20 protein-coding genes are annotated in these 24,177 nt (G+C 71.0%); 14 read left to right on the forward strand and 6 right to left on the reverse strand.

Annotation, left to right across the window (positions count from 1 at the left end; translation table 11 throughout):
* The first annotated feature begins 247 nt into the window (after nucleotides 1-247).
* Nucleotides 248-1,030, forward strand: a complete 783-nt coding sequence (locus tag R6Y94_RS35380) for a helix-turn-helix transcriptional regulator (protein ID WP_318400831.1) — start codon at nucleotides 248-250, stop codon at nucleotides 1,028-1,030.
* The gene (locus R6Y94_RS35385; RefSeq protein ID WP_318400833.1) at nucleotides 1,027-1,218 is read left to right on the forward strand and encodes a DUF397 domain-containing protein; all 192 of its coding nucleotides are present in this window, start codon (nucleotides 1,027-1,029) and stop codon (nucleotides 1,216-1,218) included. Before R6Y94_RS35380 ends, R6Y94_RS35385 begins: the two co-directional genes overlap by 4 nt.
* Here the strand turns inward: R6Y94_RS35385 and R6Y94_RS35390 are convergent.
* Entirely contained in the window at nucleotides 1,215-1,508 is a 294-nt protein-coding gene (locus R6Y94_RS35390; protein WP_318400834.1) for a nuclear transport factor 2 family protein, read from the reverse strand. The genes R6Y94_RS35385 and R6Y94_RS35390 overlap by 4 nt on opposite strands.
* 148 nt (nucleotides 1,509-1,656) lie before the next feature.
* A complete protein-coding gene (locus tag R6Y94_RS35395) occupies nucleotides 1,657-2,877 on the reverse strand; it encodes a family 16 glycosylhydrolase (protein ID WP_318400836.1) in 1,221 nt (406 codons plus the stop codon).
* Between the two features lie 272 nt (nucleotides 2,878-3,149).
* On the opposite strand from R6Y94_RS35395, the gene R6Y94_RS35400 reads away from it, so the two are divergent.
* Nucleotides 3,150-3,350: a hypothetical protein gene (locus R6Y94_RS35400; protein ID WP_318400838.1), complete on the forward strand. Its 201-nt coding sequence runs from the start codon at nucleotides 3,150-3,152 to the stop codon at nucleotides 3,348-3,350.
* On the opposite strand, the gene R6Y94_RS35405 is transcribed toward R6Y94_RS35400, so the two are convergent.
* Both R6Y94_RS35405 and R6Y94_RS35410 read right to left on the reverse strand, forming a co-directional pair.
* On the reverse strand, nucleotides 3,328-3,804 hold the full coding sequence (locus R6Y94_RS35405) for a DUF488 domain-containing protein (RefSeq protein WP_318400840.1): 477 nt from the start codon (nucleotides 3,802-3,804) through the stop codon (nucleotides 3,328-3,330). The genes R6Y94_RS35400 and R6Y94_RS35405 overlap by 23 nt on opposite strands.
* A gap of 28 nt (nucleotides 3,805-3,832) precedes the next feature.
* Nucleotides 3,833-5,920, reverse strand: a complete 2,088-nt coding sequence (locus R6Y94_RS35410; protein WP_318400842.1) for a S9 family peptidase — start codon at nucleotides 5,918-5,920, stop codon at nucleotides 3,833-3,835.
* A gap of 81 nt (nucleotides 5,921-6,001) precedes the next feature.
* Between R6Y94_RS35410 and R6Y94_RS35415 the strand changes: the two genes are divergently transcribed.
* The 3 genes from R6Y94_RS35415 to R6Y94_RS35425 all read left to right on the forward strand — a co-directional run bounded on the left by R6Y94_RS35415 (nucleotide 6,002) and on the right by R6Y94_RS35425 (nucleotide 9,534).
* Nucleotides 6,002-7,543, forward strand: a complete 1,542-nt coding sequence (locus R6Y94_RS35415; protein ID WP_318400844.1) for an FAD-binding oxidoreductase — start codon at nucleotides 6,002-6,004, stop codon at nucleotides 7,541-7,543.
* Between the two features lie 102 nt (nucleotides 7,544-7,645).
* Nucleotides 7,646-8,335: a class I SAM-dependent methyltransferase gene (locus tag R6Y94_RS35420; protein ID WP_318400846.1), complete on the forward strand. Its 690-nt coding sequence runs from the start codon at nucleotides 7,646-7,648 to the stop codon at nucleotides 8,333-8,335.
* 44 nt (nucleotides 8,336-8,379) lie between these two features.
* Nucleotides 8,380-9,534 carry a glycosyltransferase gene (locus tag R6Y94_RS35425; protein WP_318400848.1) on the forward strand — a complete coding sequence of 385 codons (1,155 nt, stop codon included), beginning with the start codon at nucleotides 8,380-8,382 and terminating at the stop codon, nucleotides 9,532-9,534.
* A 121-nt stretch (nucleotides 9,535-9,655) separates the two neighbouring features.
* Here R6Y94_RS35425 and R6Y94_RS35430 read toward each other — a convergent pair whose 3' ends face one another.
* Complete coding sequence (locus R6Y94_RS35430; protein WP_318400850.1) at nucleotides 9,656-11,758, reverse strand: SpoIIE family protein phosphatase; 2,103 nt, start codon at nucleotides 11,756-11,758, stop codon at nucleotides 9,656-9,658.
* 342 nt (nucleotides 11,759-12,100) lie between these two features.
* On the opposite strand from R6Y94_RS35430, the gene R6Y94_RS35435 reads away from it, so the two are divergent.
* Nucleotides 12,101-16,471, forward strand: coding sequence for a HAMP domain-containing protein (locus R6Y94_RS35435; protein WP_318400851.1), 4,371 nt, complete (start codon nucleotides 12,101-12,103; stop codon nucleotides 16,469-16,471).
* A gap of 43 nt (nucleotides 16,472-16,514) precedes the next feature.
* A complete protein-coding gene (locus R6Y94_RS35440; protein WP_318400853.1) occupies nucleotides 16,515-17,069 on the forward strand; it encodes a two-component system response regulator in 555 nt (184 codons plus the stop codon).
* A 225-nt stretch (nucleotides 17,070-17,294) separates the two neighbouring features.
* Here the strand turns inward: R6Y94_RS35440 and R6Y94_RS35445 are convergent, their stop codons facing one another.
* Nucleotides 17,295-17,630, reverse strand: a complete 336-nt coding sequence (locus R6Y94_RS35445) for an STAS domain-containing protein (RefSeq protein WP_318400855.1) — start codon at nucleotides 17,628-17,630, stop codon at nucleotides 17,295-17,297.
* Nucleotides 17,631-17,794: 164 nt separating this feature from the next.
* Here R6Y94_RS35445 and hemL point away from each other — a divergent pair, with 164 nt between their 5' ends.
* The 6 genes from hemL to ccsB all read left to right on the forward strand — a co-directional run bounded on the left by hemL (nucleotide 17,795) and on the right by ccsB (nucleotide 24,111).
* The gene (hemL, locus tag R6Y94_RS35450) at nucleotides 17,795-19,132 is read left to right on the forward strand and encodes a glutamate-1-semialdehyde 2,1-aminomutase (RefSeq protein WP_318400858.1); all 1,338 of its coding nucleotides are present in this window, start codon (nucleotides 17,795-17,797) and stop codon (nucleotides 19,130-19,132) included.
* A 5-nt stretch (nucleotides 19,133-19,137) separates the two neighbouring features.
* On the forward strand, nucleotides 19,138-19,788 hold the full coding sequence (locus R6Y94_RS35455; protein WP_318400859.1) for a histidine phosphatase family protein: 651 nt from the start codon (nucleotides 19,138-19,140) through the stop codon (nucleotides 19,786-19,788).
* A 1-nt stretch (nucleotide 19,789) separates the two neighbouring features.
* Nucleotides 19,790-20,386: a TlpA disulfide reductase family protein gene (locus R6Y94_RS35460; RefSeq protein ID WP_318400860.1), complete on the forward strand. Its 597-nt coding sequence runs from the start codon at nucleotides 19,790-19,792 to the stop codon at nucleotides 20,384-20,386.
* 94 nt (nucleotides 20,387-20,480) lie between these two features.
* Entirely contained in the window at nucleotides 20,481-21,323 is an 843-nt protein-coding gene (locus R6Y94_RS35465; RefSeq protein ID WP_318400861.1) for a cytochrome c biogenesis CcdA family protein, read from the forward strand.
* Nucleotides 21,323-23,071, forward strand: a complete 1,749-nt coding sequence (locus R6Y94_RS35470) for a cytochrome c biogenesis protein ResB (protein ID WP_412102956.1) — start codon at nucleotides 21,323-21,325, stop codon at nucleotides 23,069-23,071. Before R6Y94_RS35465 ends, R6Y94_RS35470 begins: the two co-directional genes overlap by 1 nt.
* A complete protein-coding gene (ccsB, locus tag R6Y94_RS35475) occupies nucleotides 23,071-24,111 on the forward strand; it encodes a c-type cytochrome biogenesis protein CcsB (protein WP_318400862.1) in 1,041 nt (346 codons plus the stop codon). Before R6Y94_RS35470 ends, ccsB begins: the two co-directional genes overlap by 1 nt.
* Nucleotides 24,112-24,177 lie beyond the last annotated feature (66 nt).

Genomic DNA, 24,177 nt, shown 5'->3' on the forward strand with positions numbered 1-24,177 from the left:
CCAAGCGCCGCTGCTGTCCTGGCTGGAAGCGGGGACCGTCCCCGAGGCGGGGGAGGCGTTCCGGGGACGGTCCCCGCGCGGTTCCGCCCGAGCCGGGCCAGCATCGAACGGTTCCGCTGCCGACACTCTGGACGGATGGTGCCTACGTTCGGTAGACATTGCGGGACACTGGGCGACCGTCCGACTTGTCGGGTGTGGTCGGGTAGCCCCGAGCCGGATGTGGAGGGAGCGTGGGCAGGTCATGGGCATGCTGGCAGACTTCTTGATCGCGGAGCTTCGGGCGGCTCGGGCGACCCGGAAGATGAACCAGGACGAGTTCGGCAAGATCGCGAACTACTCCGGCTCGCACGTGAGCGCGGTCGAGACCGGTGGCCGGCCACCGACCGAGGACTACGTCGCGGCGGTCGACGAAGGGCTCCAGACCGGCGGCATCTACACCCGGCTGCTCGCCAAGGTCACCGCCTTCGACGACGCACCCGTCTGGCTCCGCCCCTGGCTGGAGTACGAGCGCGAGGCGGTCGCCCTGCGCGCCTGCAACCCGCTGCTCGTCCCCGGCCTGCTCCAGACCGAGGCGTACGCGCGGGCCGTCATGTCCACCGGCCTGCACACCATCGAGGAGGTGGAGCGGATCGTCACAGGTCGGCTGGAGCGGCAGCGGGCGATCCTGGACCGCGACGACCCGCCACTGGCCACCTTCGTCATCCCCGAGGCAGTGCTCCGCAGCGGCGAGTCGAAGATGCTCCGGGAACAACTCGAAAATCTGCTCAACCTGAGTGAGCGTCCCCGGCTCTTCATACACGTGGTCCCGGCAACGGCCGGACTGTGGCTCGGCCAGTCAGGTCCGTTCATCATTGCCTCGTTCGACGGCAGCGACGACGTGGCATTCATGGACGACCAGTTGCAGGGGCGGGTCGTGACGGACCCGACGCAGGTTGCTCGGCTCAACCGGATATGGGAGGTTGTGAGGGCGGTTGCGCTGCCGCGTGACCTCTCGCGTGACCTGATTCTGAAGCTGGTGAACGAGTTGTGAGCACCGAGCCGCGCTGGAAGAAGTCGAGCCGAAGCAACGCTGGCTCGGCCGAGTGCGTGGAGGTTGCCGACGATCTGGGCGGGGCGGTCGGCGTACGGGACTCGAAGGATCCGGGCGGTCCGGTGCTGGCCTTCGCGCCTGAGGCGTGGCGCGCGTTCGTCGCTCAGGTACCGGACCGGCGGCCCTAGCTCCGTCCCGAGCCGGTACCTCGGCCGCGCAGGTGGTGGCTGGCGTCGCCGAGGAAGTCCGTGCTGACCCACCGCTCCACGAAGCGCCATCCGGCGTCGCGCCGCTCGAATCGGTCCCGGCACCGCCCACTCGCCACCGCCTGGAGCGGAAATTCGGGCAGCGCCTGGAAAACGGTGACGTAGCAGCGGGATTCGGCGGTACCGGCCGCCTCGTCGACCTCGACGGCGAGGTTGCTGGTGACATGCCTGGTACGCGGAGCCGGCGGTCCGGGTGGGACGGACCGGGCCATGCCTGCGGGCTAGCCATGCCTGCGAGCTGGCAATACCTGTGGACCGGGTCATGCCGGTGGACCGGGCGTACCAGCGACCGGCCCCGCACCGGGTTCGGTGCGGGGCCGGTGTCGCGGCGGGTCGGCGTGCCGCCGCGCGTCCGCCGGGTCAGGCGCGCCGCCACTTCTGGTTCGCGCCGCCCGTGCACTCCCAGAGCTGGAGTTTCGCGCCGTTGGCCGTGCTCCGGTCGCGTACGTCGACGCACTTGTTCGCCTGCGGGTTCACCAGGTCGCCGGCCGCACTCAGCACGAACTGCTGGGCCGGATTGCCGTTGCAGCCGACGATCTGGATATTGGCGCCGTTGGCCGTCGAGCCGTTCGCCACGTCCATGCACTTGCCCATCGCCCGGACCGTGCCGCCGGTGAAGGCCCAGCTCTGCGCGGCGGTACCGTTGCAGTCCCAGATCTGCAACTGGGTGCCGTCGGCCGGGTTCGCGCCCGGCACGTCGATGCACTTGTTGCCGATCCCGACGATCTGGTTGCCGGTGCCGGGGTTGCCGCCGCCACCGGTGTTCCAACCCCAGACCCGGACGTAGTCGACCAGCATCTGCTGCGGGAACGTGGTGCTGGCGTCGGGGTAGCCCGGCCAGTGGCCGCCGACCGCGATGTTCATGATCATGAAGAACGGGTGGTCGTAGACCCAGCGGTTGCCGTTCAGGTCCGCCGGGGTCTTGCGGCCGTACTGGATGCCGTCGACGTACCAGGTGATCGAGTCCGGCGCCCAGTCCACGGCGAAGGTGTGGAAGGCGTCGGCGAACGCCTGGCCGCCGGGGAGGGTGTAGCGGGAGCTGATCGCGCTGCCGCCGGAGTAGCCGGGGCCGTGCAGCGTGCCGTACAGGTTGCCGGGCTCGCGGCCGATGTTCTCCATGATGTCGATCTCGCCCATGTCCGGCCAGGGCATGCCGCCGAGCATCCAGAATGCCGGCCAGATGCCCTGGCCGCGCGGCAGCTTCATCCGGGCCTCGAACCGGCCGTACGTCTGGGTGAAGCGGTCCGCGGTGAGCAGCCGGGCCGAGGTGTACTGGCAGCGGCCGTAGTGGCACTGGTAGTTGGCCGGGTTCTCCCGGCGGGCGGTGATCACCAGGTTGCCGTTGCCGTCGTGCGCGGCGTTGCTGGTGCTGTTGGTGTAGTACTGCTGCTCGTTGTTGCCCCAGCCGCCGCCGCCGATGTCGTGCTTCCACTTGGTGCCGTCGGGGGCGGTGCCGGCTGGCGCGTTGAACTCGTCGCTCCAGGTGAGCGCGCCCGGCTCAGCGACGGCCGGGCTGGGTGGGGTGACCACCAGCGTTGCGGCCAGCAGGGCCAGGACGAGGGTGGCTCGGCGTGTACGCATGTCAATGTTTCTACGCCAGAGAGCGCTTTCTTGCAAGGTTGTTAACTAAAAAGAAAGTTGCGGAGCCGCAGTCTGTCGAGAGGATCGCCCCTGGATCGAATCGCCCTGCTGTGCGAGCGGGGTCCGTCGTAGACGGTGGCGCGCTTGTGGGGCATCGGCGATCGAAGCGTACGTCAGCCAACTCGACCTGCTCGATAGCCGCGACCGGACGCCACTTGAGGCACCCCGATTTCGAGCGGCCTACCACTACCACTGCCACGAACCGGGCTGCGGTGGGCACCGGCAAGGGCATCCTGGACTGGGAACTCGTCGCCCTGCAACGCAATCTGCGGGGCCGCTACGACGACGAGGTGCGGCGAGCCGTGGAACAGAAGTTCCTGCACGAACTCTGCGGGCCTGGTCGCGATGTCGCCTTCTACGTCGGCAACCAGGCCAAGCGGGTCAATACGTTCAGCGTCCTCGGGGTCTACTGACCGCCCCACCGATAGGACGCCGCTCGTGTGCCGCTTGGAGCACCAGGTCCCGGTGACACTGCCGCTGGTCAGCCTCGAAACAGAGCAGCGCGACGAGTTTCCGCTGGCTCGCGGCGGCGAGCGCGTCGAGTGCGTCGACGGCCTCCGGCCGGGCGAGCAGTCCGGCGTAGATCGCCCGGGCCTGGGCGATCGTTTCCGGAGAGCCGGTGAATCCAGGCCGGTTGTCCTTCGGATTTCCCAGCTCACGTCGGTGTTCGTAGGCGATCCCCGCGTCGCCGAGCGCCTGCCCGAGCGCTGACTTGCTGAACCCCCGCTTCCGGGAGATCGGGGTGAGCCGTACGTCCACCAGACGTGACACGCCCATCGTGACCAGGTCTGCCACGAAGTCCCCGATGTCCCGGCCCTCGTAACCCACGCCGACCAGTCCGGAGCGGTCGTCCGTCAGGACCGTCATGCGAGTCACCCTTCCACAACCTTGCGCTCTACGCGGCCACGCCCAGCCGGTCGAGGATCCAGGCGGCGACGAACGCCTCCTCCTTCCAGGAGTCGTAGCGCCCGCTCGGGCCGCCGTGCCCGGCACCCATCTCCGTCTTGAGCAGGTACGACCCCTGCGGTGCGACGGCCCGGAGCCGGGCGACCCACTTCGCCGGCTCGTGGTAGAGCACCCGGGTGTCGTTCAGGCTGGTGACGGCGAGGATCGGCGGGTAGTCCTGCGCGGTGACGTTCTCGTACGGCGAGTACGACTTCATGTACGCGTACACCTCGGGGTCGGCCAGCGGGTTGCCCCACTCCTCCCACTCGGTGACGGTGAGCGGCAGCGACGGGTCGAGGATCGAGTTGAGCGGGTCGACGAACGGCACCTGCGCGACGATCCCGGCGAAGGCGTCCGGGGCGATGTTCGCCACGGCGCCCATCAGCAGCCCACCGGCCGAGCCACCCCGGGCGACCAGCCGGTCCGCCGAGGTCCAACCGGTCTTGACCAGGTGCCGGGCGGTGGCCACGAAGTCGGTGAAGGTGTTCTTCTTGCTCAGCAGCTTGCCGGTCTCGTACCACCGGCGGCCCAGCTCGCCGCCGCCGCGCACGTGCGCCACGGCGAAGACGACGCCCCGGTCCAGCAGGGAGAGCCGAGGGATGGAGAACCACGGGTCCATGCTGGCCTCGTAGGAGCCGTAGCCGTAGAGCACGCACGGCGCCGAGCCGTCCCGGGGCGTGCCGGCCCGGCAGACCAGCGAGATCGGCACCCGGGTCCCGTCGTCAGCCAGCGCCCAGTCCCGGTGCTGCTCGTAGCCGGCCGGGTCGAAGTCGCCGAGCACCGGCTTCCGCTTGCGCAGCACCATCTCCCGGGTGACCAGGTCGTAGTCGTAGACCGAGTCGGGGGTGGTCAGCGAGGCGTAGTGCAGCCGGACGCTGGTGGTCTGGTATTCGGGGTTGCTGTCCAGCCCGACGTTGTAGAGCGGCTCCGGGAAGTCGATGTCGTACGACTCGGTGCTACCCACCGGCAGCACCCGGATCCCGGTCAGCCCGGCCGTACGCAGCGACACCACGAGGTGGTTGGCGAAGGCGTCGACCGCCTCCAGCCGGGTGCCGGGAGTGTGCTCGATCATCGGCACCCAGTCCCCGGGCGCGTCCGCCGAGGTGTACGCGAGCGCGAAGTCCTCCGCGCCGTCGTTGTGCAGGATCAGGAAGCGGTGCCCGTGGTGCTCGATGGAGTATTCGACGCCCTGCCGTCGGGGCGCGATCACCGCCGGGGCGCCGCTGGGATTGCTGGCCGGGATGACCCGTACCTCGCTGGTCACCTTGCTGTGCGAGTCGATGACGACGAAGTTCTCCGAGCGGGTCAGCCCGACGCCGACCCAGAACCGCTCGTCGTCCTCCTGGTAGACGATCTCGTCGGCGCCCGCCGCCGTGCCGACGGTGTGCCGCCACACCCGGTAGGGCCGCCAGCTCTCGTCCACGGTCAGGTAGAACAGCGTGGAGCCGTCGGCCGACCAGGCGCTGCCGTAGAAGGTGTCCGGTACCTCGTCGGCGAGCACCTCTCCGGTGGAGAGGTCCTTGACTCGCAGGGTGAACCGCTCGTCGCCGGCGAAGTCGGTGGAGTAGGCGAGCCAGCGCCCGTCCGGGCTGACGTCGAAGGTGCCGAGTGAGAAGAAGTCGTGCCCCTGCGCCAGCGCGTTGCCGTCGAGCAGGATCTCCTCGCCGTCGAGTGGTGCGCCGTCCTCCGGCATCGGCGGGGCCGTCCCGCCGTCCCGCACCGATCGGCGGCAGTGGATGCCGTACTGCTCGCCTTCGACCGTCCGGGTGTAGTACCAGTGGCCGTTCTTGCGGGTCGGCACTGATAGATCGGTTTCCTTCGTCCGCCGCTTCGTCTCGTTGAACAGCGTCTCCCGCAGCAGGCCGAGCCGGGCCGTGGTCTGCTCGGTGTAGGCGTTCTCGGCGGTCAGGTAGCCGATCGTGTCCGGGTCGTCCTTGTCGGCGAGCCAGGCGTACTCGTCGATCACCGTGTCGCCGTGGTGGGTGCGCTCGGTCGGCACCCGCTTGGCGACGGGGGCGGCGGTCGTCTCAGTGGTCACCCGGTCACGTTACCTGTCCGGCTGGCCGGTGGGCCGTCCGGTGCGGTCCGGGGCGTTGCCGAAAATTAGCACATGTGTACGATGACCAAGGTGGGGGAGATTTCGATAGAACGACGCGGGGGCGCTGACATCGCACGGCGACTGGCGGGCATCTGCGGTGCCCACTTCGCCCGGGCCGCGGGGGCGGCCGACGGGGTGGCCGGCGCGGCGGCCCGCTGGGTCGCGGCGCCGGGCAGTCCGGAGGCGGTCACCGAGGTGGTCCGGCTCGCCGCCGAACACGACCTCTCGGTGGTCGCCCGGGGGGCCGGCACCAAACTCGACTGGGGCATGCCCCCGTCGCAGGTCGACATCGTGCTGGACACCGGGCGGCTCGCCGGGGTCTGGCAGCAGCCGGAGGGCGAGCTGGTCGCCGAGATCGGGGCCGGGACACCGGTCCGGGCCGCCGAGGCGATCCTGGAACGGACCGGGCGCAGGCTGCCGATCGACGTGCCCTCGGTCGGCGCCACCGTCGGGGGCGTGGTCGCGGCCGACGAGAGCGGTCCGCTGCGGCACCTGCACGGCCGGCCCTGCGACCAGCTCGTCGGGGTGAGCTACGTGGACGCCTCGGGGGTGCTCGCGCACGCCCGGGCCGGCGCGACCGGCCGTCCCGGGGAGCGGCCCGATGCGGTGCCGGCCCATCCCGACGTCGCCCGGCTGCTCTGCGGGTCGCAGGGTGCGCTCGGCGTGCTGGTCTCGGCGACCCTGCGGGTGCAGCCGATTCCGGCGAGCCGGAGTTGGGTGGTCCGTTCGGTCTGGACCCCGCTGGAGGTGCACGACCTGGTCCTTGCCGTCCTCGACGCCGAGCTGCGGCCGACCGCGATCGAGGTCGACCTGCCCGGCGGTCGGGCGCCGACGACCGACCGCGGCGTCCGGCGCCTCGGCTCCGGTGGGCACCTTCCGCCGGACGGACCGGGTGCCACGGGGGCACCCGGCCCGTCCGGCCGGGCCGGTGGGCGAGGCTGGTTCGAGTCACCGGGCCGGCCCGGTGTGCCGAGCCGATCCGCGGGCGCAGGCGGATCCGGTGACCGGGGACAGCCCGGGCTCGGCGGTGGTCCCGGGTCGCGCGGCCGGTTCGGCGAGCCCGGTTCCGGCAGCCTGGCCGTGCTGCTCGAAGGCGGGCCGACCGAGGTGGCGCAACGGGCGGCCCGGTTGACCGCGCTGCTCGGCGGCGACGCCCAGGTGGTCGGGGCGGCACCGGGGTGGTGGCGCCGCTATCCGTTCCAGCCCGACCAGGTGGCGCTGCGCATCGAGGTGCCGATCGGTGACCTGCACGCCGCCGTCTACGCGCTGCGGGACGCGGCCGGGGCGCCGGTGCCGGTACGCGGCTCGGCCGGGCTCGGTGTCGTGCACGCCGCGCTGTCGGCCGACTCGTCACCGGAGCGGGTCGGCACCATCCTGAACGGGGTACGCGCGGTGCTGCGCGCCCGCTCCGGCCGCTGCGTGGTGGTCGCCGCTCCGGCCCGGATCCGGGAAGCCGTGGATGTCTGGGGCGAACTGCCCGACCTGCCGATGCTGCGCCGGGTCAAGGAGCACTTCGATCCGGCCCGACGACTCGCCCCCGGGCGCTATCCGGGCGGCATCTGACCCGACAGGAGAACCCGCACGTCAACGGTGTGCGGCGCGGACGCCGCCACGAGACGGTAAGTAGCCCTCGGCCGCGCCCCCTTGTGGTTACTATGCGTGCTTATGGGGCTAACCAACCTTTCAGTGATTCATGAGACGTTCTTCGGAAAACAGGCAGATATTCGCCTCAACCTGGGCTGCGGACTACGGGCTCCCGCCGGCTGGGTCAACATCGACAGGTCGCCAAGTTTGACTCTGGCCCGCGTACCGGGTGCCAGATCGCTCCTCCGCCGAGCCGGGGTGCTGAGCAAGGAACACATGGTCCCCTGGCCACGGTCCATCAAGCAGTTCGACGTAACCAAGTCGCTGCCGTATCCAAACAGCTCGGTCACCGCGATCTACTCGTCGCACACGTTGGAACATCTCTATTACGACCAGGCCCTCCTGCTCCTGCGTGAGTGCCATCGGACGCTGCGTCCGGGCGGGACGATCCGGCTCGCTCTGCCGGACGCCCAGGTACTGGCCCGCCGACTTCTCTCCGCCGCAGGCGACGAAGCCGCCGCTGCCGGCCTGGAGTTCACCAAGAACCTGCTGATGGGTCCACTCTCCCGGCCGACCCGCAGAGAGCGAGTGGTCACCCGGTTCTCCAGCTCGTCCCATCGTTGGCAGCCGACGCCAGCACTGGTGCACGAGATGCTGCGCCAGGCCGGCTTCCCGAACCCACAACCACGCGAGTACCTGGTCGGCGCCCTACCCGGGCTGGCCGAGGTGGAGCATCGACCGGACAGCCTGTTCGTGGAGGCCATCCGCTGATCCCGAAGACCCTGGCCGAGAAGGAACGGGGGAAAGGTCCGATCATGATCGTCTTCGTCGTCGAGTGTCCCAGCCCATACCACACGCCTGTGCTGAACCGGCTACAGGAGGAGCTGGGCGACCAGCTCTGCGTGTTCTACCTCTACGGCGCCGACACCTCCCACGGCTGGGGCCATGTCGTGGCGACGCACCGCTACATCGTGCTCGGCCACCTCCGCGGCCGGGTCGCACTCGCCAAGGCTCTCCTGTCGCCGAGGCTGCGGGCGGTAGGCGTGTACGGATACCGCGGCCTGGCCAGGCTGGTCTCGGCGAACGTCGCCCGGCTGCGCGGTCTCCCGCTCGTGTTGCGGGGTGCGGCCAACGTCCGCGACGAATCGTCTCGCCCGGCGTTCCGCCGACTACTCAAACGCTGGTACCTCAGGATGCTGGTGGGGCAACCGGAGGTGTGGACGAACGGGTCGGCCAACACCGCATACTGGCGGCTGTTGGGCCTGCGACGGCACCATCTGATCCCCTACGCGCTGCAACAACTGCCGGGGAACGAGTCAGGAGCCGCGGCGCTACGAGCCGGGCTGGGGCTCACCGAGCGTTTCGTCTTCACCTTTGTGGGCAGGCTTGAATCGATCAAGGGCGTCAGCGACCTTCTGCAGGCGTACGACGTCGTACGCCAGGCGGTGCCCGCCGGCACCACCGCTCTCGTCATCGTCGGCAGCGGGTCGCTGGAGCCGCAGGTCCGCCAGTACGTCGACGCCCACGACGACTGCCGCTACCTTGGCACGATTCCCCAGCAGCGGCTGGGCGCCGTGTACGCCGCGGCAGACGTCTTCGTGGCTCCGTCCCACCGCGAGCCGTGGGGTTGGGTGATCAACGAGGCGTTGGGCTTCGGCACGCGGGTCATCGCGTCGGTCGAAATGGCCTCCGCCGACGATCTGTGCACCGAGGAGACGGGCCGCCGCTGCCCGGTGGCGGACCCGTCCGCGCTCGCCTCCGCGATGCTCGCCGAATACCGGGCCGGTCCGCGACGCGCTCGACGGCTGGAGTGCCAGGACACCGCCCGGATCATGGCGGACCGACTGCGCGAGCTGACCGGACACCGGATCTCCGTACGGTTGCAGCGGCTTCCCGAAAGCGACTCTGCCCCGGACGCCGCAACCGGTCCGGACCTGTCACCACCCCCGCAGGGTGCCCGCCAGCTCTGACCACAGTGGAGTTCGTGGGGACCGCCCAACGCGCCGGCGGGCGTTGTCGGTGCGGGTGGTGCCGGCGGCGAGGGGGTGGCGACGGGTTGGGTCGCGCTGAGCCGGACGGCTCCGGTGGAGGTCAGCCGGTCGAGTCGTTGCGCAGTACCAGGATGGCGATGTCGTCCCGGGGCGACTCGACCGAGAAGTTGATCGCGGCCGCGCGCAGCCGGGCGGCCACCACCTCCGCCGAGTAGCCGGCCAGCGGCGCCGCCGCGTCCCGAAGCCGCTCGATGCCGAAGAGCTCCCGGCCGCGCCGCCGCTCGGTCACCCCGTCGGTGTAGAAGACCAGCGCGTCGCCGGGGCCGAGCCGTACCTCCGCGGCCGGCGAGGTGATCGAGTCGAGCAGGCCGAGCGCCGTACCCCCGGAACCCACGAACGACGCGCGCCCGTCGGCGCGGACCAGTACCGGCCGGTCGTGACCGGCCAGGTAGAGCGAGACGGTGAGCCGGCCGGTCCGGTCCCGGTCCACGGCGGCCAGCGCCAGCGTGCAGTACCGACCGCCACCCCGCTCCACCAGCGTGCCGTTGAGCCGGGCCAACGCCTCCGGCAGCGGCTTGCCGTCGCCGACCAGGACCCGGATCACGTCCCGGACCAGCCCGGTCACCGCCGCCGCCTGCACGCCCTTGCCGGAGACGTCCCCGACCACCACCAGCCAGCGGTCCTCGGACAGCGGTACGACGTCGTAGAAGTCGCCGCCGACCTCGGCCGCGTCCCCGGTCGGCACGTACTCGGCGGCGAACCCGATCCCCTCCACCACCGGCAGCACGGGCGGCAGCAGCGACTGCTGAAGGGTGTGCGCGACCTTCCGCCGTTCGTCATGGATCCGGGCGTTCTCGATCGCCAGCGCCGCCCGCCGGGCCACGTCCTCCAGTACGGCGATCTCGTCCGGGTCGTGCCGGTGCCGCTGGTGCCGGCCGACCGCCAGGGTGCCGAGCCGCTGCCCCCGGGCGACCAGCGGGATGGCGAAGCCGTCCATCGGGGCGCCGATCGGCACCTGGCCCTGGCTGCGGGACGCCTCGCGCAACCGGGACTGCACCGACTCGGGACCGTCCTCCTTGAGCATCTTGTGCAGTTGCGGCAGCACCGCCTCGTCGGCGTGGGTGGCCGCGGCCAGCTTCAACCGTCCCCACTCGTCGGTGACGTGCACCGCGCACCACTGGCCGAGCCGGGGGACCACGAGCTGCGGGATCAGCGCCATCGTCAACTCGACGTCGAGCGACTGGGCGAGCAGTTCACTCGCCTCGGCGAGGAAGGTCAGCCAGGTCTGCCGGCGTACGTCGGCCCGGCGCAGCCGGTCGTTCTCCAGGTGCAGGGAGAGCCGCTCGGCGACCAGCGCGGCGAGCGGGCGGGCGTACCCCGACGGCGCGGCGTCGAGTTCCAGCTCCCCGGCGTACGGCCGGTGCACGGTCAACGGCACCCGGAGCAGCTCGTCACCGGGGCGGGGCTGCCGGCCGTACCGGGCCAGCAGTTGCGAGCCGGCGCCGTCGCCCCGGTCGAGGCGTACCGCCCCGCCGGCCGCGCCGACCATGTCGCCGACCCGGACCAGCAGGTCGGCGGCGAAGGTGGGCAGCGGATCGTCGGCGTACGGATCGGGGGCGGTCTGCATCAGCGCGCTCATCGCCCCGGCGCTCGGCGCGGACGGGCCGGGCGGGCCGGGCGGGCTGCCGGCGCCGCCGACGGACACCGCGTGCCCCGCCTCCAGCGGATGCTGCCCCGAGCCGGCCGGGTCCTTGCGGTTCAGCCGGAACCAGACGCCCTTGCCGGTGGCCTGGTGCGTGGTGCCCCACCGGCTGGCGAAGTGGTCGACCAGGAGCAGCCCCCGGCCCCGCTCGGAAACCTGCGAGATGTCCGTCAGGTCGTTTCTGGGCCGGGCCGTCACGTCGTCGATCGGTCCGGCCGCGAAGTCGGAGACCGTCACGGTCAGGCCCGAGGAGTCCGCGACGACCTCGATGTCCAGTTCGGTGCGGGCGTGCTCGACCGCGTTGGTGGAGAGTTCGGTGGTGAGCAGCAGCGCCTCGTTGAGCAGTTCCTCCAGGCCGACCTCGGCGAGTACCGACCGGACCAGGGCGCGGGCAGCCGCCGGAGTACGTCGGTCGGCGGGTAGCCGTACCCGGCGCAGTTGATCGCCGGTGCCCCCGGTGGCCGCTCCGCCGGTGCCCGTGCCGCCCGCCTCCGCTGACACCTTCCGTATCCTCCACCGATCCGAGACCCAGGCCACCCTATCCGGGCCGGGCACGTCTGCGCCGCGCTCGTGCCCGGCAGGCGGTCGGAGCGGGGCCGCGCTACGCTGAACCGTGCCCCACTTGACCGTTCTGCCCGCTTTACCTCCTGGCTGGTCCCGCCGACTGCCACTACCGACTCCGGTGTGCGCCGAGGGTGGCATTGGATGGACGAAAGGCACAATGATGGGTGTGGCCGCCGCTCGCGCGGAACCGCGCGGGCGCGGCAGAGCGGATTCGCCGACCACCTGGCGGCGCGGGCCGGCCGGGCTGGCCCACCTCCTTCGAAACCTGAGCGAGGAACGATGACCACGGCGAAACAGATCTCTGCCGAGGAGCGGTCCGCCGGCGAGGACGCGGTGCTGCTCAGTGAACTCGCCGACGCGTTGCGCCGGGTCCGGCGCGGCGATCTGAAGGTACGGCTGCCCCGCCGGGCCGGCGTCGCGGGCGAGGTGGCCGACGCCTTCAACGAGGTGGTCTCCCTCCAGGAACGACAGCACCTCGACCTGCGCCGGATCAGCCGGATCGTCGGTCGGGACGGCCGGCTCACCGAGCGGCTGGACGAGGAGGGGCTGGACGGCGCCTGGGCCGAGGGGCAGCGGGCGATCAACCAGCTCATCGACGACCTGGGCCGGCCGACGACCGAGATCGCCCGGGTCATCGTGGCGGTCGCCGACGGCGACCTCTCCCAGCACATGGCGCTGGAGATCGACGGCCGGCCGCTGCGCGGTGAATACCTGCGGATCGGCCGCACCGTCAACACGATGGTCGACCAGCTCTCGTCCTTCTCCAACGAGGTAACCCGGGTGGCCCGGGAGGTGGGCACCGAGGGCGAGCTGGGCGGCCAGGCCGACGTACGCGGCGTCGCCGGCACCTGGAAGGACCTCACCGACTCGGTGAACACCATGGCGTCGAACCTGACCTACCAGGTGCGGTCGATCTCGCAGGTGACCACGGCGATGGCCCGGGGCGACCTGTCGCAGAAGATCACGGTCTCGGCCAAGGGCGAGGTCGCCGAGCTGGCGCACACCATCAACGGGCTGACCGACACGCTGCGGCTCTTCGCCGAGCAGGTGACCCGGGTGGCCCGGGAGGTGGGCACCGAGGGCAAACTCGGCGGCCAGGCCGAGGTGCCCAACGTCGCCGGGACCTGGAAGGACCTCACCGACAGCGTCAACTCGATGGCGTCGAACCTCACCGCCCAGGTCCGGAACATCGCCCAGGTCTCGACGGCGGTCGCCCGGGGCGACCTGAGCCAGAAGATCACGGTGGCCGCGCAGGGCGAAATCCTGGAGCTGAAGGACACCGTCAACACGATGGTGGACCAGCTCTCGTCGTTCGCCGACGAGGTGACCCGGGTGGCCCGGGAGGTCGGCATCGAGGGCAAGCTCGGCGGTCAGGCGCAGGTACGCGGCGTCTCGGGCACCTGGCGGGCGCTGACCGAGAACGTCAACCAGCTCGCCGGCAACCTCACCTCGCAGGTGCGGAACATCTCCCAGGTCTCCACGGCGGTGGCCAGGGGTGACCTGTCGCAGAAGATCACTGTCGACGCGCAGGGCGAGATCCTGGAGCTGAAGTCGACGGTGAACACGATGGTGGACCAGCTCTCGTCGTTCGCCGACGAGGTGACCCGGGTGGCCCGGGAGGTCGGCACCGAGGGCAAGCTCGGCGGCCAGGCCGAGGTGAAGGGGGTCTCCGGCACCTGGCGGGATCTCACCGACAACGTGAACTCGATGGCGTCGAACCTGACCGCCCAGGTCCGGAACATCGCCTCGGTCACCACCGCGGTGGCGAAGGGCGACCTGTCGCAGAAGATCACCGTCGACGCCCGGGGCGAGATCCTGGAGCTGAAGTCGACGGTGAACACGATGGTGGACCAGCTCTCGTCGTTCGCCGACGAGGTGACCCGGGTGGCCCGGGAGGTCGGCACCGAGGGCAAGCTCGGCGGTCAGGCCCAGGTACGTGGCGTCGCTGGCACCTGGCGGGACCTGACCGACAACGTGAACTCGATGGCGTCCAACCTGACCGCCCAGGTCCGGAACATCGCCCAGGTCTCGACGGCGGTCGCCCGGGGTGACCTGAGCCAGAAGATCACTGTCGACGCGCAGGGCGAGATCCTGGAGCTCAAGCAGACGGTGAACACGATGGTGGACCAGCTCTCGTCGTTCGCCGACGAGGTGACCCGGGTGGCCCGGGAGGTCGGCACCGAGGGCAAGCTCGGCGGTCAGGCCCAGGTGAAGGGGGTCTCCGGCACCTGGCGGGACCTGACCGACAACGTGAACTCGATGGGCTCGAACCTGACCGCCCAGGTCCGGAACATCGCCTCGGTCACCACCGCGGTGGCCCGGGGCGACCTGTCGCAGAAGATCACCGTCGACGCGCAGGGCGAGATCCTGGAGCTGAAGGACACCGTCAACACGATGGTGGACCAGCTCTCCTCGTTCGCCCAGGAGCTGACCCGGGTCGGCCGCGAGGTCGGCGTCGAGGGCAAGCTCGGCGGTCAGGCTCAGGTGAAGGGGGTCTCCGGCACCTGGCGGGACATCACCGAGAACGTCAACCAGCTCGCCTCCACGCTGACCACCCAGCTCCGGGCGATCGCCCAGGTCTCCACGGCGGTGACCACCGGCGACCTGACCCAGAGGATCGCCGTACAGGCGCAGGGCGAGGTCGCCGAGCTGAAGGACAACATCAACCAGATGATCGTCACGCTCCGGGAGACCACCAAGAAGAACGCCGAGCAGGGCTGGCTCGACTCCAACCTGGCCCGGATCGGCGGTCTGCTCCAGGGGCAGCGGGATCTCGGCGAGGTCTGCCGCATGATCATGACCGAGGTGACCCCGCTGGTCGACGCGCAGCTCGGCGCGTTCTTCCTGGCCGACACCGACGAGGCGGTGATGCGGCTGCGGCTCACCGCGTCGTACGGCTACGTGGCCCGGCACCACGACGTCACGTTCGGCCCCGGCGAGGGGCTGGTCGGGCAGGCCGCGTTGTCCCGGCGGACGATCCGGGTCGGCGCCCCGCCCAACGGCAGCCTCACGGTCCGCTCCGGACTCGCCGCCACGCCCCCGGCCGACCTGGTGGTGCTGCCGGTGCTCTTCGAGGGGGAACTGCTCGGCGTCATCGAGTTCGCCAGCGTCTCGCCCTTCTCCGACCTGCACCTGGCCTTCCTGGAGCGGCTGGTCTCGACCATCGGCATCGCGCTGAACACCATCCAGGCCAACCGGCGTACCGAGGAACTGCTCTCCCAGTCCCAGCGGCTCGCCCACGAGCTCCAGGAACAGTCCGCCGAACTCCAGCGCACCAACGCCGAACTGGAGGACAAGGCGCAACTGCTCTCCGAGCAGAAGGGCAACATCGAGACCAAGAACCGGGAGATCGAACTGGCCCGGATCGGTCTGGAGGACAAGGCGCAGCAGTTGGCCCGCGCCTCGGCGTACAAGTCGGAGTTCCTGGCCAACATGAGCCACGAACTGCGTACGCCGCTCAACTCGCTGCTGCTGCTGGCCCGGTTGCTGGCGGACAACTCGGAGGACAACCTGACCGAGAAGCAGATCGAGTTCGCCCGCACCATCCACAGCGCCGGCTCCGACCTGCTCTCGCTGATCGACGACATCCTCGACCTGTCCAAGATCGAGGCGGGCCGGATGGACGTCGAGCCGACCGAGGTGCGGTTCTCCGAAATCCGCAGCTACGTCGAGCAGGCGTTCGCACCGCAGGCCGAGGAGCAGGGCCTGGACTTCCAGGTACGCATCTCCAAGGAGCTGCCGCCGACCCTGGTCACCGACGCACAGCGGTTGCAGCAGATCCTCCGCAACCTGCTCTCCAACGCGGTCAAGTTCACCGACAACGGGGCGGTGACGCTGCGGATCGGTCCGGCGCCGGAGGGAGCGTTCTTCGACGTACCGGCGCTGGCGACCGCGAACCAGGTGGTGGCGTTCACCGTCATCGACACCGGCATCGGCATCTCGGACGACAAGCTCGGACTTATCTTCGAGGCGTTCCAGCAGGCCGACGGCACCACCAGCCGGCGGTACGGCGGCACCGGGCTCGGGCTGTCGATCAGCCGCGACCTGGCCCGCCTGATCGGCGGCACCATCACGGTGTCGTCGGCGCCGGGCCAGGGCTCGACGTTCACCCTCTTCGTACCGGACGTACTGGCCCCCGACGCGGTGGTCGCCCCGGTGCCGGTACCGCCGATGCAGACGCCCCGGGGCGGGCTGCCCGCCATGCTGCGTACCCAGAACGAGCCGGACCGGCCGATCACCCCGGCGGCCCGGCAGCTCGACGGCGCCACCGTGCTGATCATCGACGACGACGTCCGCAACGTCTTCGCCCTGACCAGCGCGTTGGAGCTGCACGGCATGACCGTGCTCTACTCGGACAACGGGGTGGACGGGGTGCGCCTGCTCGCCGAACATCCGGAGGTGGACATCGTCCTGATGGACGCGATGATGCCCGACCAGGACGGCTACGAGACAACCCGGGCGATCCGCCGCAACCACCGCTTCACCGACCTGCCGGTGGTGTTCCTGACCGCCAAGGCGATGCCGGGGGACCGCGAGTCGGCACTCGGCGCCGGTGCGAGCGACTACATCACCAAGCCGGTGGACCTGGACGAGTTGATCGAGCTGATGGCCTCCTGGGTCAACGGGAGCGGACGGGAGGTCGAGGGGTGAGCGCGGACGACACGGGCACGATCCGAGGCGGGGGGACGTTCGAGTGAGCGAGCTGGCCAAAGCCCTGCTGGTCGACGACCGGCGGGAGAACCTGATGGCGCTCGAGGCGATCCTCCAGGGGCTGCCCGTCCAGTCGGTCGCGGTGGAGAGCGGCGAGGCGGCGCTGAAGCAGCTCCTGGTGGAGGACTTCGCGGTCATTTTGCTGGACGCCCAGATGCCGGAGATGGACGGTTTCGAGACCGCCAGTCACATCAAGCGGCGGGAGCGTACCCGGCACGTGCCGATCATCTTCCTCACCGCCGCTGACCGGGACGCCCAGCTCGCCCTGCGCGGGTACGCCGTCGGTGCCGTCGACTACCTGACCAAGCCGTTCGACCCGTGGGTGCTCCGGGCCAAGGTCTCGGTCTTCGTCGAACTGTGGGTGAAGACCCGGCAACTCGCCGCTCAGTCCGAGCTGGTCCGGGAGCGGGACAACCAGTGGCGGACGATGGCCGAGGCGGTGGACGACGCGGTGGCGCTGCTGCGCTCGGACGACCCGGAGGGGCGGGAGCGGGCGGTGGAGGTGCTGGAGCAGGCGCGTTGGGGTGCGGCGGCCTGAAAGGGGTGCGGTGGCCTGAAAGGGCTGTCGGGCGGTGGTCCTGGGTCGTCGGGCTTGAAGAGGCGGTGGCTTGACGAGGCGGTGGGGTGGCTTCCGCGCCGTCGGGCGGGGGTTGGTGGCCGGATCGTCCGCTCTGGGCGGTCAGGCTTGATCCCGACGCGGGCGATCCGGCCCCCAACCCCGACCTGGTCGGGGTGGTCGCGTCGCCGTCGGTCGTGAGTGGCGTCAGCCGGTGGCCTGTTCGTTGCGGATCATCAGGGCGGAGCGCAGGCCGGTGATGTCCAGCACCCGGAGCAGGAAGTCGCCGACGTTGGTCAGCATCAGCAGGCTCTGCGCGTGGCTGGCCTTGCGACTGAGTACGACCAGGGTGCCGAGGCCTTGCGAGTCGCAGAACGTGACATCGGTGAGATCCAGCACGATTCGGGACGGTGCGTCGCCGAGCACCTCGTTGACGACGCTGGACAGCCTGGCGGCGGTGAGCATGTCGATCTCGCCGGCGAGGATGAGTGTCACCTCGTCGGTGCCGCGCTGCACGCCGATGGTCAGGTCCGCCCGGTTCACCCGTTCAGCCTATCGCGACCTAGCCGAACCGGCCTCTGATGGCCGTTCGCCCCGCCGGTCGGCGAGGGGACCGGCCCGGGGTGATCGGCTGTCGGCGTGACGTGGGCGACGGCCCGAGGGGTGGGTGCCGGGCGCACAGGTACCGCTGACAGAATGGCGGCACCGTGAGTGAGACGTACCCCGCCGGCCCCGGTCGCTATCCGGCTGCGGCACCGGCCTCCCAGGCCCTGTTCGACCGCGCCCGCACCCTCGTGCCGGGCGGGGTGAATTCTCCCGTGCGCGCGTTTCTGGCCGTCGGCGGTACGCCCCGGTTCATGGCCCGGGGCGAGGGCGCGTGGCTCTTCGACGCGGACGGGCGACGCTACGTCGACCTGGTCTGCTCGTGGGGCCCGCTGATCCACGGGCATGCCCATCCCGAGGTGGTGGCGGCGGTGCAGGCAGCCGCCGCCGACGGGACCAGTTTCGGCGCACCGACCGAGGCCGAGGTCGAGTTGGCCGCCGAGATCGTCGCGCGTACCCCGGTCGAGCAGGTCCGCCTGGTCAACTCGGGGACCGAGGCGACCATGTCGGCCATCCGGCTGGCCCGGGGCTTCACCGGCCGAGGCAGGATCGTCAAGTTCGCCGGCTGCTACCACGGGCACGTCGACGCGCTGCTCGCCTCGGCGGGGTCCGGGGTCGCCACGCTCGGCCTGCCGGACTCGCCCGGGGTCACCGGCGCGGCGGCGAGCGAGACGATCGTGCTGCCGTACAACGACGTGGCGGCGGTGGAGGCGGTCTTCGCGGCCCAGGGGTCGGAGATCGCCGCGGTCATCACCGAGGCCGCTCCGGGCAACATGGGCGTGGTGGCACCCCGGGACGGCTTCAACCAGGCGCTGGCCCGGATCGCCCACGCACACGGCGCGCTGCTGATCCTCGACGAGGTGATGACCGGCTTCCGGGTCTCGGCGGGCGGCTGGGCCGGGCTCGACCCGGTCGACGCCGACCTCTACACCTTCGGCAAGGTGATGGGCGGCGGGCTGCCGGCGGCGGCGTTCGGCGGCCGGGCCGAGGTGATGGGGCGGCTCGCGCCGGCCGGCCCGGTCTACCAGGCCGGCACGCTCTCCGGTAACCCGCTGGCCACGGCGGCCGGGCTGGCCTCGCTGCGGCTGGCCGACGTGGCGACGTACCGGCGGCTCGACGAGGTGGCCGCCACCGTGGGCAAGCTGGCGAGCGACGCGCTGGCCGCCGCCGGGGTGCCGCACCGGCTCTCGTACGCCGGGAACATGTTCTCGGTCTTCTTCACCGACGCGGACGTCTACGACTACGACACCGCGCGGACCCAGGACGTCGCGGCGTTCCGGGCGTTCTTCCACGCGATGCTGGCCGGCGGGGTCTACCTGCCGCCCAGCTCCTTCGAATCGTGGTTCGTGTCGACGGCGCTGGACGACGCCGCGCTGGAGCAGGTCGCGGCCGTGTTGCCGGTCGCGGCGGAGGCTGCGGCGGCGGCCGGTCACGGGGGGTAGGGAACGTGGGCAGCACAACGGTCGTGCACGTGCTCCGGCACGGTGAGGTGTACAACCCGGAGAAGATCCTCTACGGCCGGCTGCCCGGCTACCGCCTCTCCGAGCTGGGTGTGCAGATGGCGAAGGCGGCCGCCCAGGCGCTCGCCGAGCGCAACGTCACGCATGTGGTGGCGAGTCCGCTGGAGCGGGCCCAGCAGACGGCGGAGCCGATCGCGGCACAGTTCGGGCTGCCGGTCGGGGTCGACGAGCGGCTGATCGAGAGCGCCAACTGGTTCGAGGGGAAGCGGGTCTCGCCCGGCGACGGTTCGTTCCGGGACCCGCGCAACTGGTGGGTGCTACGCGACCCGGTCACCCCGTCCTGGGGCGAGGCGTACACGCTGATCGCCGAGCGGATGTTCGCGGCCCTGCACGCGGCCCGGATCGCCGCCGAGGGGCGGGAGGCGGTCTGCGTTTCGCACCAGCTTCCGATCTGGACCCTGCGCCGGTACGTCGAGCACAAGCGGCTCTGGCACGACCCGCGCAAGCGGCAGTGCGGGCTGGCCAGCCTGACCTCGTTCCACTTCGACGGTGCCAGGATCGTCGGGATCGGCTACACCGAACCGGCCGCGCACCTGGTCGCCATGTCGCCGACCGCTCGGACGGCCAAGGGGGCATGAGGTGAGTCTCCCCCGGTGGTCCGCCGGCATCGGCGCGCTGCTCGCCGTCGCCGTGGCGCTGGCCGTGGCCGGCTGCTCGGGCGGCGACGGGGGCGGGAACGACTGGAAGGACGACTGCGCGACCACGGACGGCATCGTCGAGTGCGCGCCGGAGCACCGCCCGGCGGCTCCGCCGGTCTCCGGTGAACTGCTGACCGGCGGGACGTACGACCTGGCGGGGGAGCGCGGCCGGGTGGTGGTGGTCAACTTCTGGGGTTCCTGGTGCGCGCCGTGCCGGGCCGAGGCCGACGATCTGGAGGCGACCTACCAGGCGACCAAGGACCGGGACGTCCGCTTCCTCGGCATCAACATCCAGGACGGGCGGGACAAGGCGAAGGCGTTCGAGGCGGCCTACAAGGTGAGCTATCCCAGCCTCTTCGACCCGCCGAGCCGGCTGGCGCTGGCCTTCGACATCCCACCGAACTCGATCCCGGCCACCATCGTCCTCGACCGGGAGAACCGGATCGCGGTGGTGATCCGGGCCGGCACCACCCGGGACAGGCTGGAGCCGATCGTCGCCCGGGTGGCCGACGAGAAGCCGCCGGGCGGGCCCAACTGATGGCCGGGCGGGCCGAGTTGACGGCTGGGCCGGGTGCGGATCGGCGGCCGGCGCGGACGGGCCGGAGCTGCACGGTGCCGGGCGGGGCGGGCTGATGGGCGAGACCTTCGCCGAGCTGGCCGAGAGCGGGCCGGTGCTGCTGGCGATCGGGGCGGCCGCGCTGGCGGGCCTGGTCAGCTTCCTCTCTCCGTGCGTGCTGCCGCTGGTGCCCGGCTACCTGTCGTACGTGACCGGGCTGGCCGGCAGCGACCTGGAACAGCGCCGGGCCGCGACCGACCGCGCTCCGGACGGGCCGGGCGGGGAGTCGGCCGGTGGCGGGGTGGCGGTGGCCACCCGGCCGGTCCGGACGCCCCGGGCGGTCCGGGGTCGGGTGCTCGCCGGCACGCTGCTCTTCATCGCCGGCTTCACCGTCGTCTTCACCCTGACCGCGGTGCTGGTCACCGCCGTCGGGCAGGCGCTGTTCGCGCAGCGGCGACCGCTGGAGATCGGCATCGGCATCGTGATCATGGTGTTGGGGCTCTCCTACCTCGGACTGGTCCCCGGGATGCAGCGGGAGTTCCGGATCCGCCGGCTGCCCTCGGCCGGCCTGCTCGGTGCGCCGGTCTTCGGGGCGGTCTTCGCGCTCTCCTGGGTACCCTGCGTCGGCCCGACCCTCGGTGCGGTGGTCGGGATGGGCACGGCGAGCGGGCAGGCGGACCGGGCCGCGCTGCTCGCCGTCGCGTACTGCCTGGGGCTGGGGTTGCCGTTCGTGGTGTTCGGGCTCGGCTTTTCCCGGCTGCTCGGACTGTTCCGGGCGGTGCGCCGGAACAGTCGCTGGGTCACCCGGGTCGGCGGCGCACTGCTGATCGCGATCGGGCTGGCCCTGGTCACCGGCGGCTGGCAGGACCTGGTCATCTGGTTGCAGACCACGTTCGGGGTCGGCGAGGTGAGCATCTGATGTCGACCGGGGAGCGGGAGACGGTGACCGGGTCGGGTGGCGCGCCGGCCGGCATCGCCGAGGCCGAGCCGTCGGCGGCCGGCGGCCCGACCGGTGGTGCGCAACCGTCCCGGGTACGCCGTACGCCGCTGCCGCTGGCCCTGCTGCGCAACTCGTGGCGGCAGCTCACCAGCATGCGTACCGCGCTGATCCTGCTCTTCCTGCTGGCCGTGGCCGCGATCCCCGGCTCGGTACTGCCGCAGCGCAACATCAACATCGAGAACGTCAACCGGTACGCCGCCGAGCATCCCGACCTCTTCCCGATCCTGGACCGGGTCGGCGGCTTCGACGTGTACGCCTCGCCGTGGTTCTCGGCGATCTACGTACTCCTGTTCACCTCGCTGGTCGGCTGCATCGTTCCCCGGCTGCGCGACCACGTCCGGGCGCTGCGCGCCGCCCCGCCGCCCGCGCCGAAGCGGCTGGACCGGCTGCCCCGGCACGCGGTGCTGACCGACTCCGACGGTGACCTGGTCCGGATCGCGGCGGTGCTGCGCAAGCGGCGGTGGCGGGTGGTGGTGCGCGGCGACACCGTGTCGGCGGAGAAGGGCTATCTCAAGGAGACCGGCAACCTGCTCTTCCACTTCTCGCTGATCGGGGTGCTGCTCGGCATCGGCCTCGGCTCCTGGTACGGCTGGCACGGCAACCGGCTGCTGGTCGCCGGCCCGGACAACGCGCTCTGCAACACGCTCCAGCAGTACGCGGAGTCCAAGCTCGGGCACCGGGTGGACGGGAGTGATCTGCCGCCGTTCTGCCTGGAGTTGACCGACTTCACGGCGAGCTTCCTGCCGACCGGGCAGCCGTCGTCGTTCCGGGCGACAACACTCGTGGAGCAGGGTGACCGGGCACCGTACCGGGCGAGCTTCTCGGTCAACGACCCGTTGCGGCTGGACGGAGCGAGCGTCTACCTGCTCGGGCACGGTTATGCGCCGATCCTGAGCTACACCGACCGCAACGGCGAGTCGCTGGAGAGCGACGAGGCCTTCCTGACCATCGACGGCAACCTGACCAGTGAGGGCGTGGCGGCGTTCCCGGACGTCAACCTCGATCCGGTGACCGGGGCGCGTAACCCCGATCTTCAGGTCGCCTTCGAGGGGCTCTACTTCCCGACCGCGCCGGACGCGCCGCCGTTCGTCCGCTCGACGTACCCGGCGGAGCGGTCCCCGGCGGTGATGCTCTTCGCGTACCGGGGCAACCTCGGGCTGGACGCCGGGATCCCGGGTTCGATCTACCGGCTCGACCAGCGGCAGGTGAGCAGCGGCAAGCTCAAGCAGCTCGGCGACGGGAAGCTGCTGCGGCCGGGTGAGAAGTGGACGCTCGACGACGGCACGTCGGTGGAGTTCCTCGGCACCCGCCCGTACGTCACCATCTCGGTCCGGTACGACCCCGGCGAACGGATCGTGCTGATCAGCTCGGTACTACTGCTGGTCGGACTGATGTCGTCGCTGTTCGGGCGGCGGCGCCGGGTCTGGTTCCGGCTTTCTCCGGCACCGGCCGATGCGACCACGACAGGTCGTAGTAGTTTGGTGGAGGTCGGTGGCCTGCCGCGTACCGAGTACGCGGGGTTCGCCGAGGAGTTCGACCGGCTCGTCGCCGCGACGCGACCCGACGGGGCACGGGACGACGGGGCACGGGACGACGGGGCACGGGACGACGGGACGCACCCCGAGCGGGCGCGAACCGACGGTGCGACGGAAGAGGGGACCGACTGATGGCCGCGCTGTCCGACCAACTCCTGGTGGTCGCGATCCTGGGCTACCTGCTGGCGATGATCTGCCACGCCGTCGAGTACGCCTTCGGCAGCCGCAGCGTCATCGGTCGGGCGGCGGCGCGACCCGAGCGCGAGCGGGTGCTGGTCGGGGCCGGGGTAGGGGCGGCCGGCGGATCCGGCCCGGCCGAGGAGACCGGACCGGTCGACGAAGCCGGACCGGTCGGCGGGACCAAGCTGCCCGGTACCGACGCGCCGGTCCCGTCCGGCGGGTCGAGGTCGTCCCGCGCGGTGCTGGCCGGGCGGGCCGCCGTCGCGCTCACCGTGCTCGCCGCCGTGGTCCACCTCGCCGTGCTGACCACCCGGGGCATCGCCGCCGAGCGCATGCCGTGGGGCAACATGTACGAGTACCTGCTCTCGGTCACCTTTGTCGGGGTGGTCGGCTGGCTGGTACTGCTCTACCGGCGTGCGACGCTGCGGCACCTCGGGCTCTTCGTCGCGCTCGCCATGGTGCTGCTGCTGGCCGTGGCCGGGCTGGTGCTCTACGTGCCGATCGTGCCGCTGGTGCCGGCGCTCGACTCGTACTGGTTCGTCGTGCATGTGGCGACCATCGCCACCTCGTCCGGCATCCTGCTGCTCGGTGCGGTGCCGGCGGTGATGTACCTGATCCGGCACGGCTACGACCAGGGCAAGCGCAGCTTCCCGTACAGCCTGGGCGCGCGGGTGCCGGCCGCCGACACGCTGGAGCGGCTGACCTTCCGGCTGCACGCGTTCGCCTTCCCGATCTTCACCTTCGCGGTGATGGCCGGTGCGGTCTGGGCCGAGGCGGCCTGGGGGCGGTACTGGGGCTGGGACCCGAAGGAGATCTGGGCCTTCATCTCCTGGGTGGTCTACGCCGGCTACCTGCACGCCCGCGCGACGCCGAGCGTGAAGCGCCCGGTGGCGACCTGGATCGCCGTACTCGGCTTCCTGACCATGCAGATGAACCTGTACGGCGTGAACATCTTCTTCGAGGGTCTGCACTCGTACGGCGGCCTCGACTGATCCTGCTGGCTCCTCCGGTGAGCGACGATTTTCAGTCTTGACTTATATAAGCGAGGCGCCAAAGAT

The organism is Plantactinospora sp. KLBMP9567 (assembly GCF_033446045.1).
Lineage (GTDB): Bacteria > Actinomycetota > Actinomycetes > Mycobacteriales > Micromonosporaceae > Plantactinospora.

Coding starts and splice junctions, on each gene's coding strand:
- R6Y94_RS35465 (WP_318400861.1), top strand. CDS start 20,481: ATGGGCGAGACCTTCGCCGAGCTGGCCGAGAGCGGGCCGGTGCTGCTG.
- R6Y94_RS35435 (WP_318400851.1), top strand. CDS start 12,101: ATGACCACGGCGAAACAGATCTCTGCCGAGGAGCGGTCCGCCGGCGAG.
- R6Y94_RS35420 (WP_318400846.1), top strand. CDS start 7,646: ATGGGGCTAACCAACCTTTCAGTGATTCATGAGACGTTCTTCGGAAAA.
- R6Y94_RS35390 (WP_318400834.1), bottom strand. CDS start 1,508: ATGGCCCGGTCCGTCCCACCCGGACCGCCGGCTCCGCGTACCAGGCAT.
- ccsB (WP_318400862.1), top strand. CDS start 23,071: ATGGCCGCGCTGTCCGACCAACTCCTGGTGGTCGCGATCCTGGGCTAC.
- R6Y94_RS35470 (WP_412102956.1), top strand. CDS start 21,323: ATGTCGACCGGGGAGCGGGAGACGGTGACCGGGTCGGGTGGCGCGCCG.
- R6Y94_RS35415 (WP_318400844.1), top strand. CDS start 6,002: ATGACCAAGGTGGGGGAGATTTCGATAGAACGACGCGGGGGCGCTGAC.
- R6Y94_RS35425 (WP_318400848.1), top strand. CDS start 8,380: ATGATCGTCTTCGTCGTCGAGTGTCCCAGCCCATACCACACGCCTGTG.
- R6Y94_RS35405 (WP_318400840.1), bottom strand. CDS start 3,804: ATGACGGTCCTGACGGACGACCGCTCCGGACTGGTCGGCGTGGGTTAC.
- R6Y94_RS35395 (WP_318400836.1), bottom strand. CDS start 2,877: ATGCGTACACGCCGAGCCACCCTCGTCCTGGCCCTGCTGGCCGCAACG.
- R6Y94_RS35380 (WP_318400831.1), top strand. CDS start 248: ATGCTGGCAGACTTCTTGATCGCGGAGCTTCGGGCGGCTCGGGCGACC.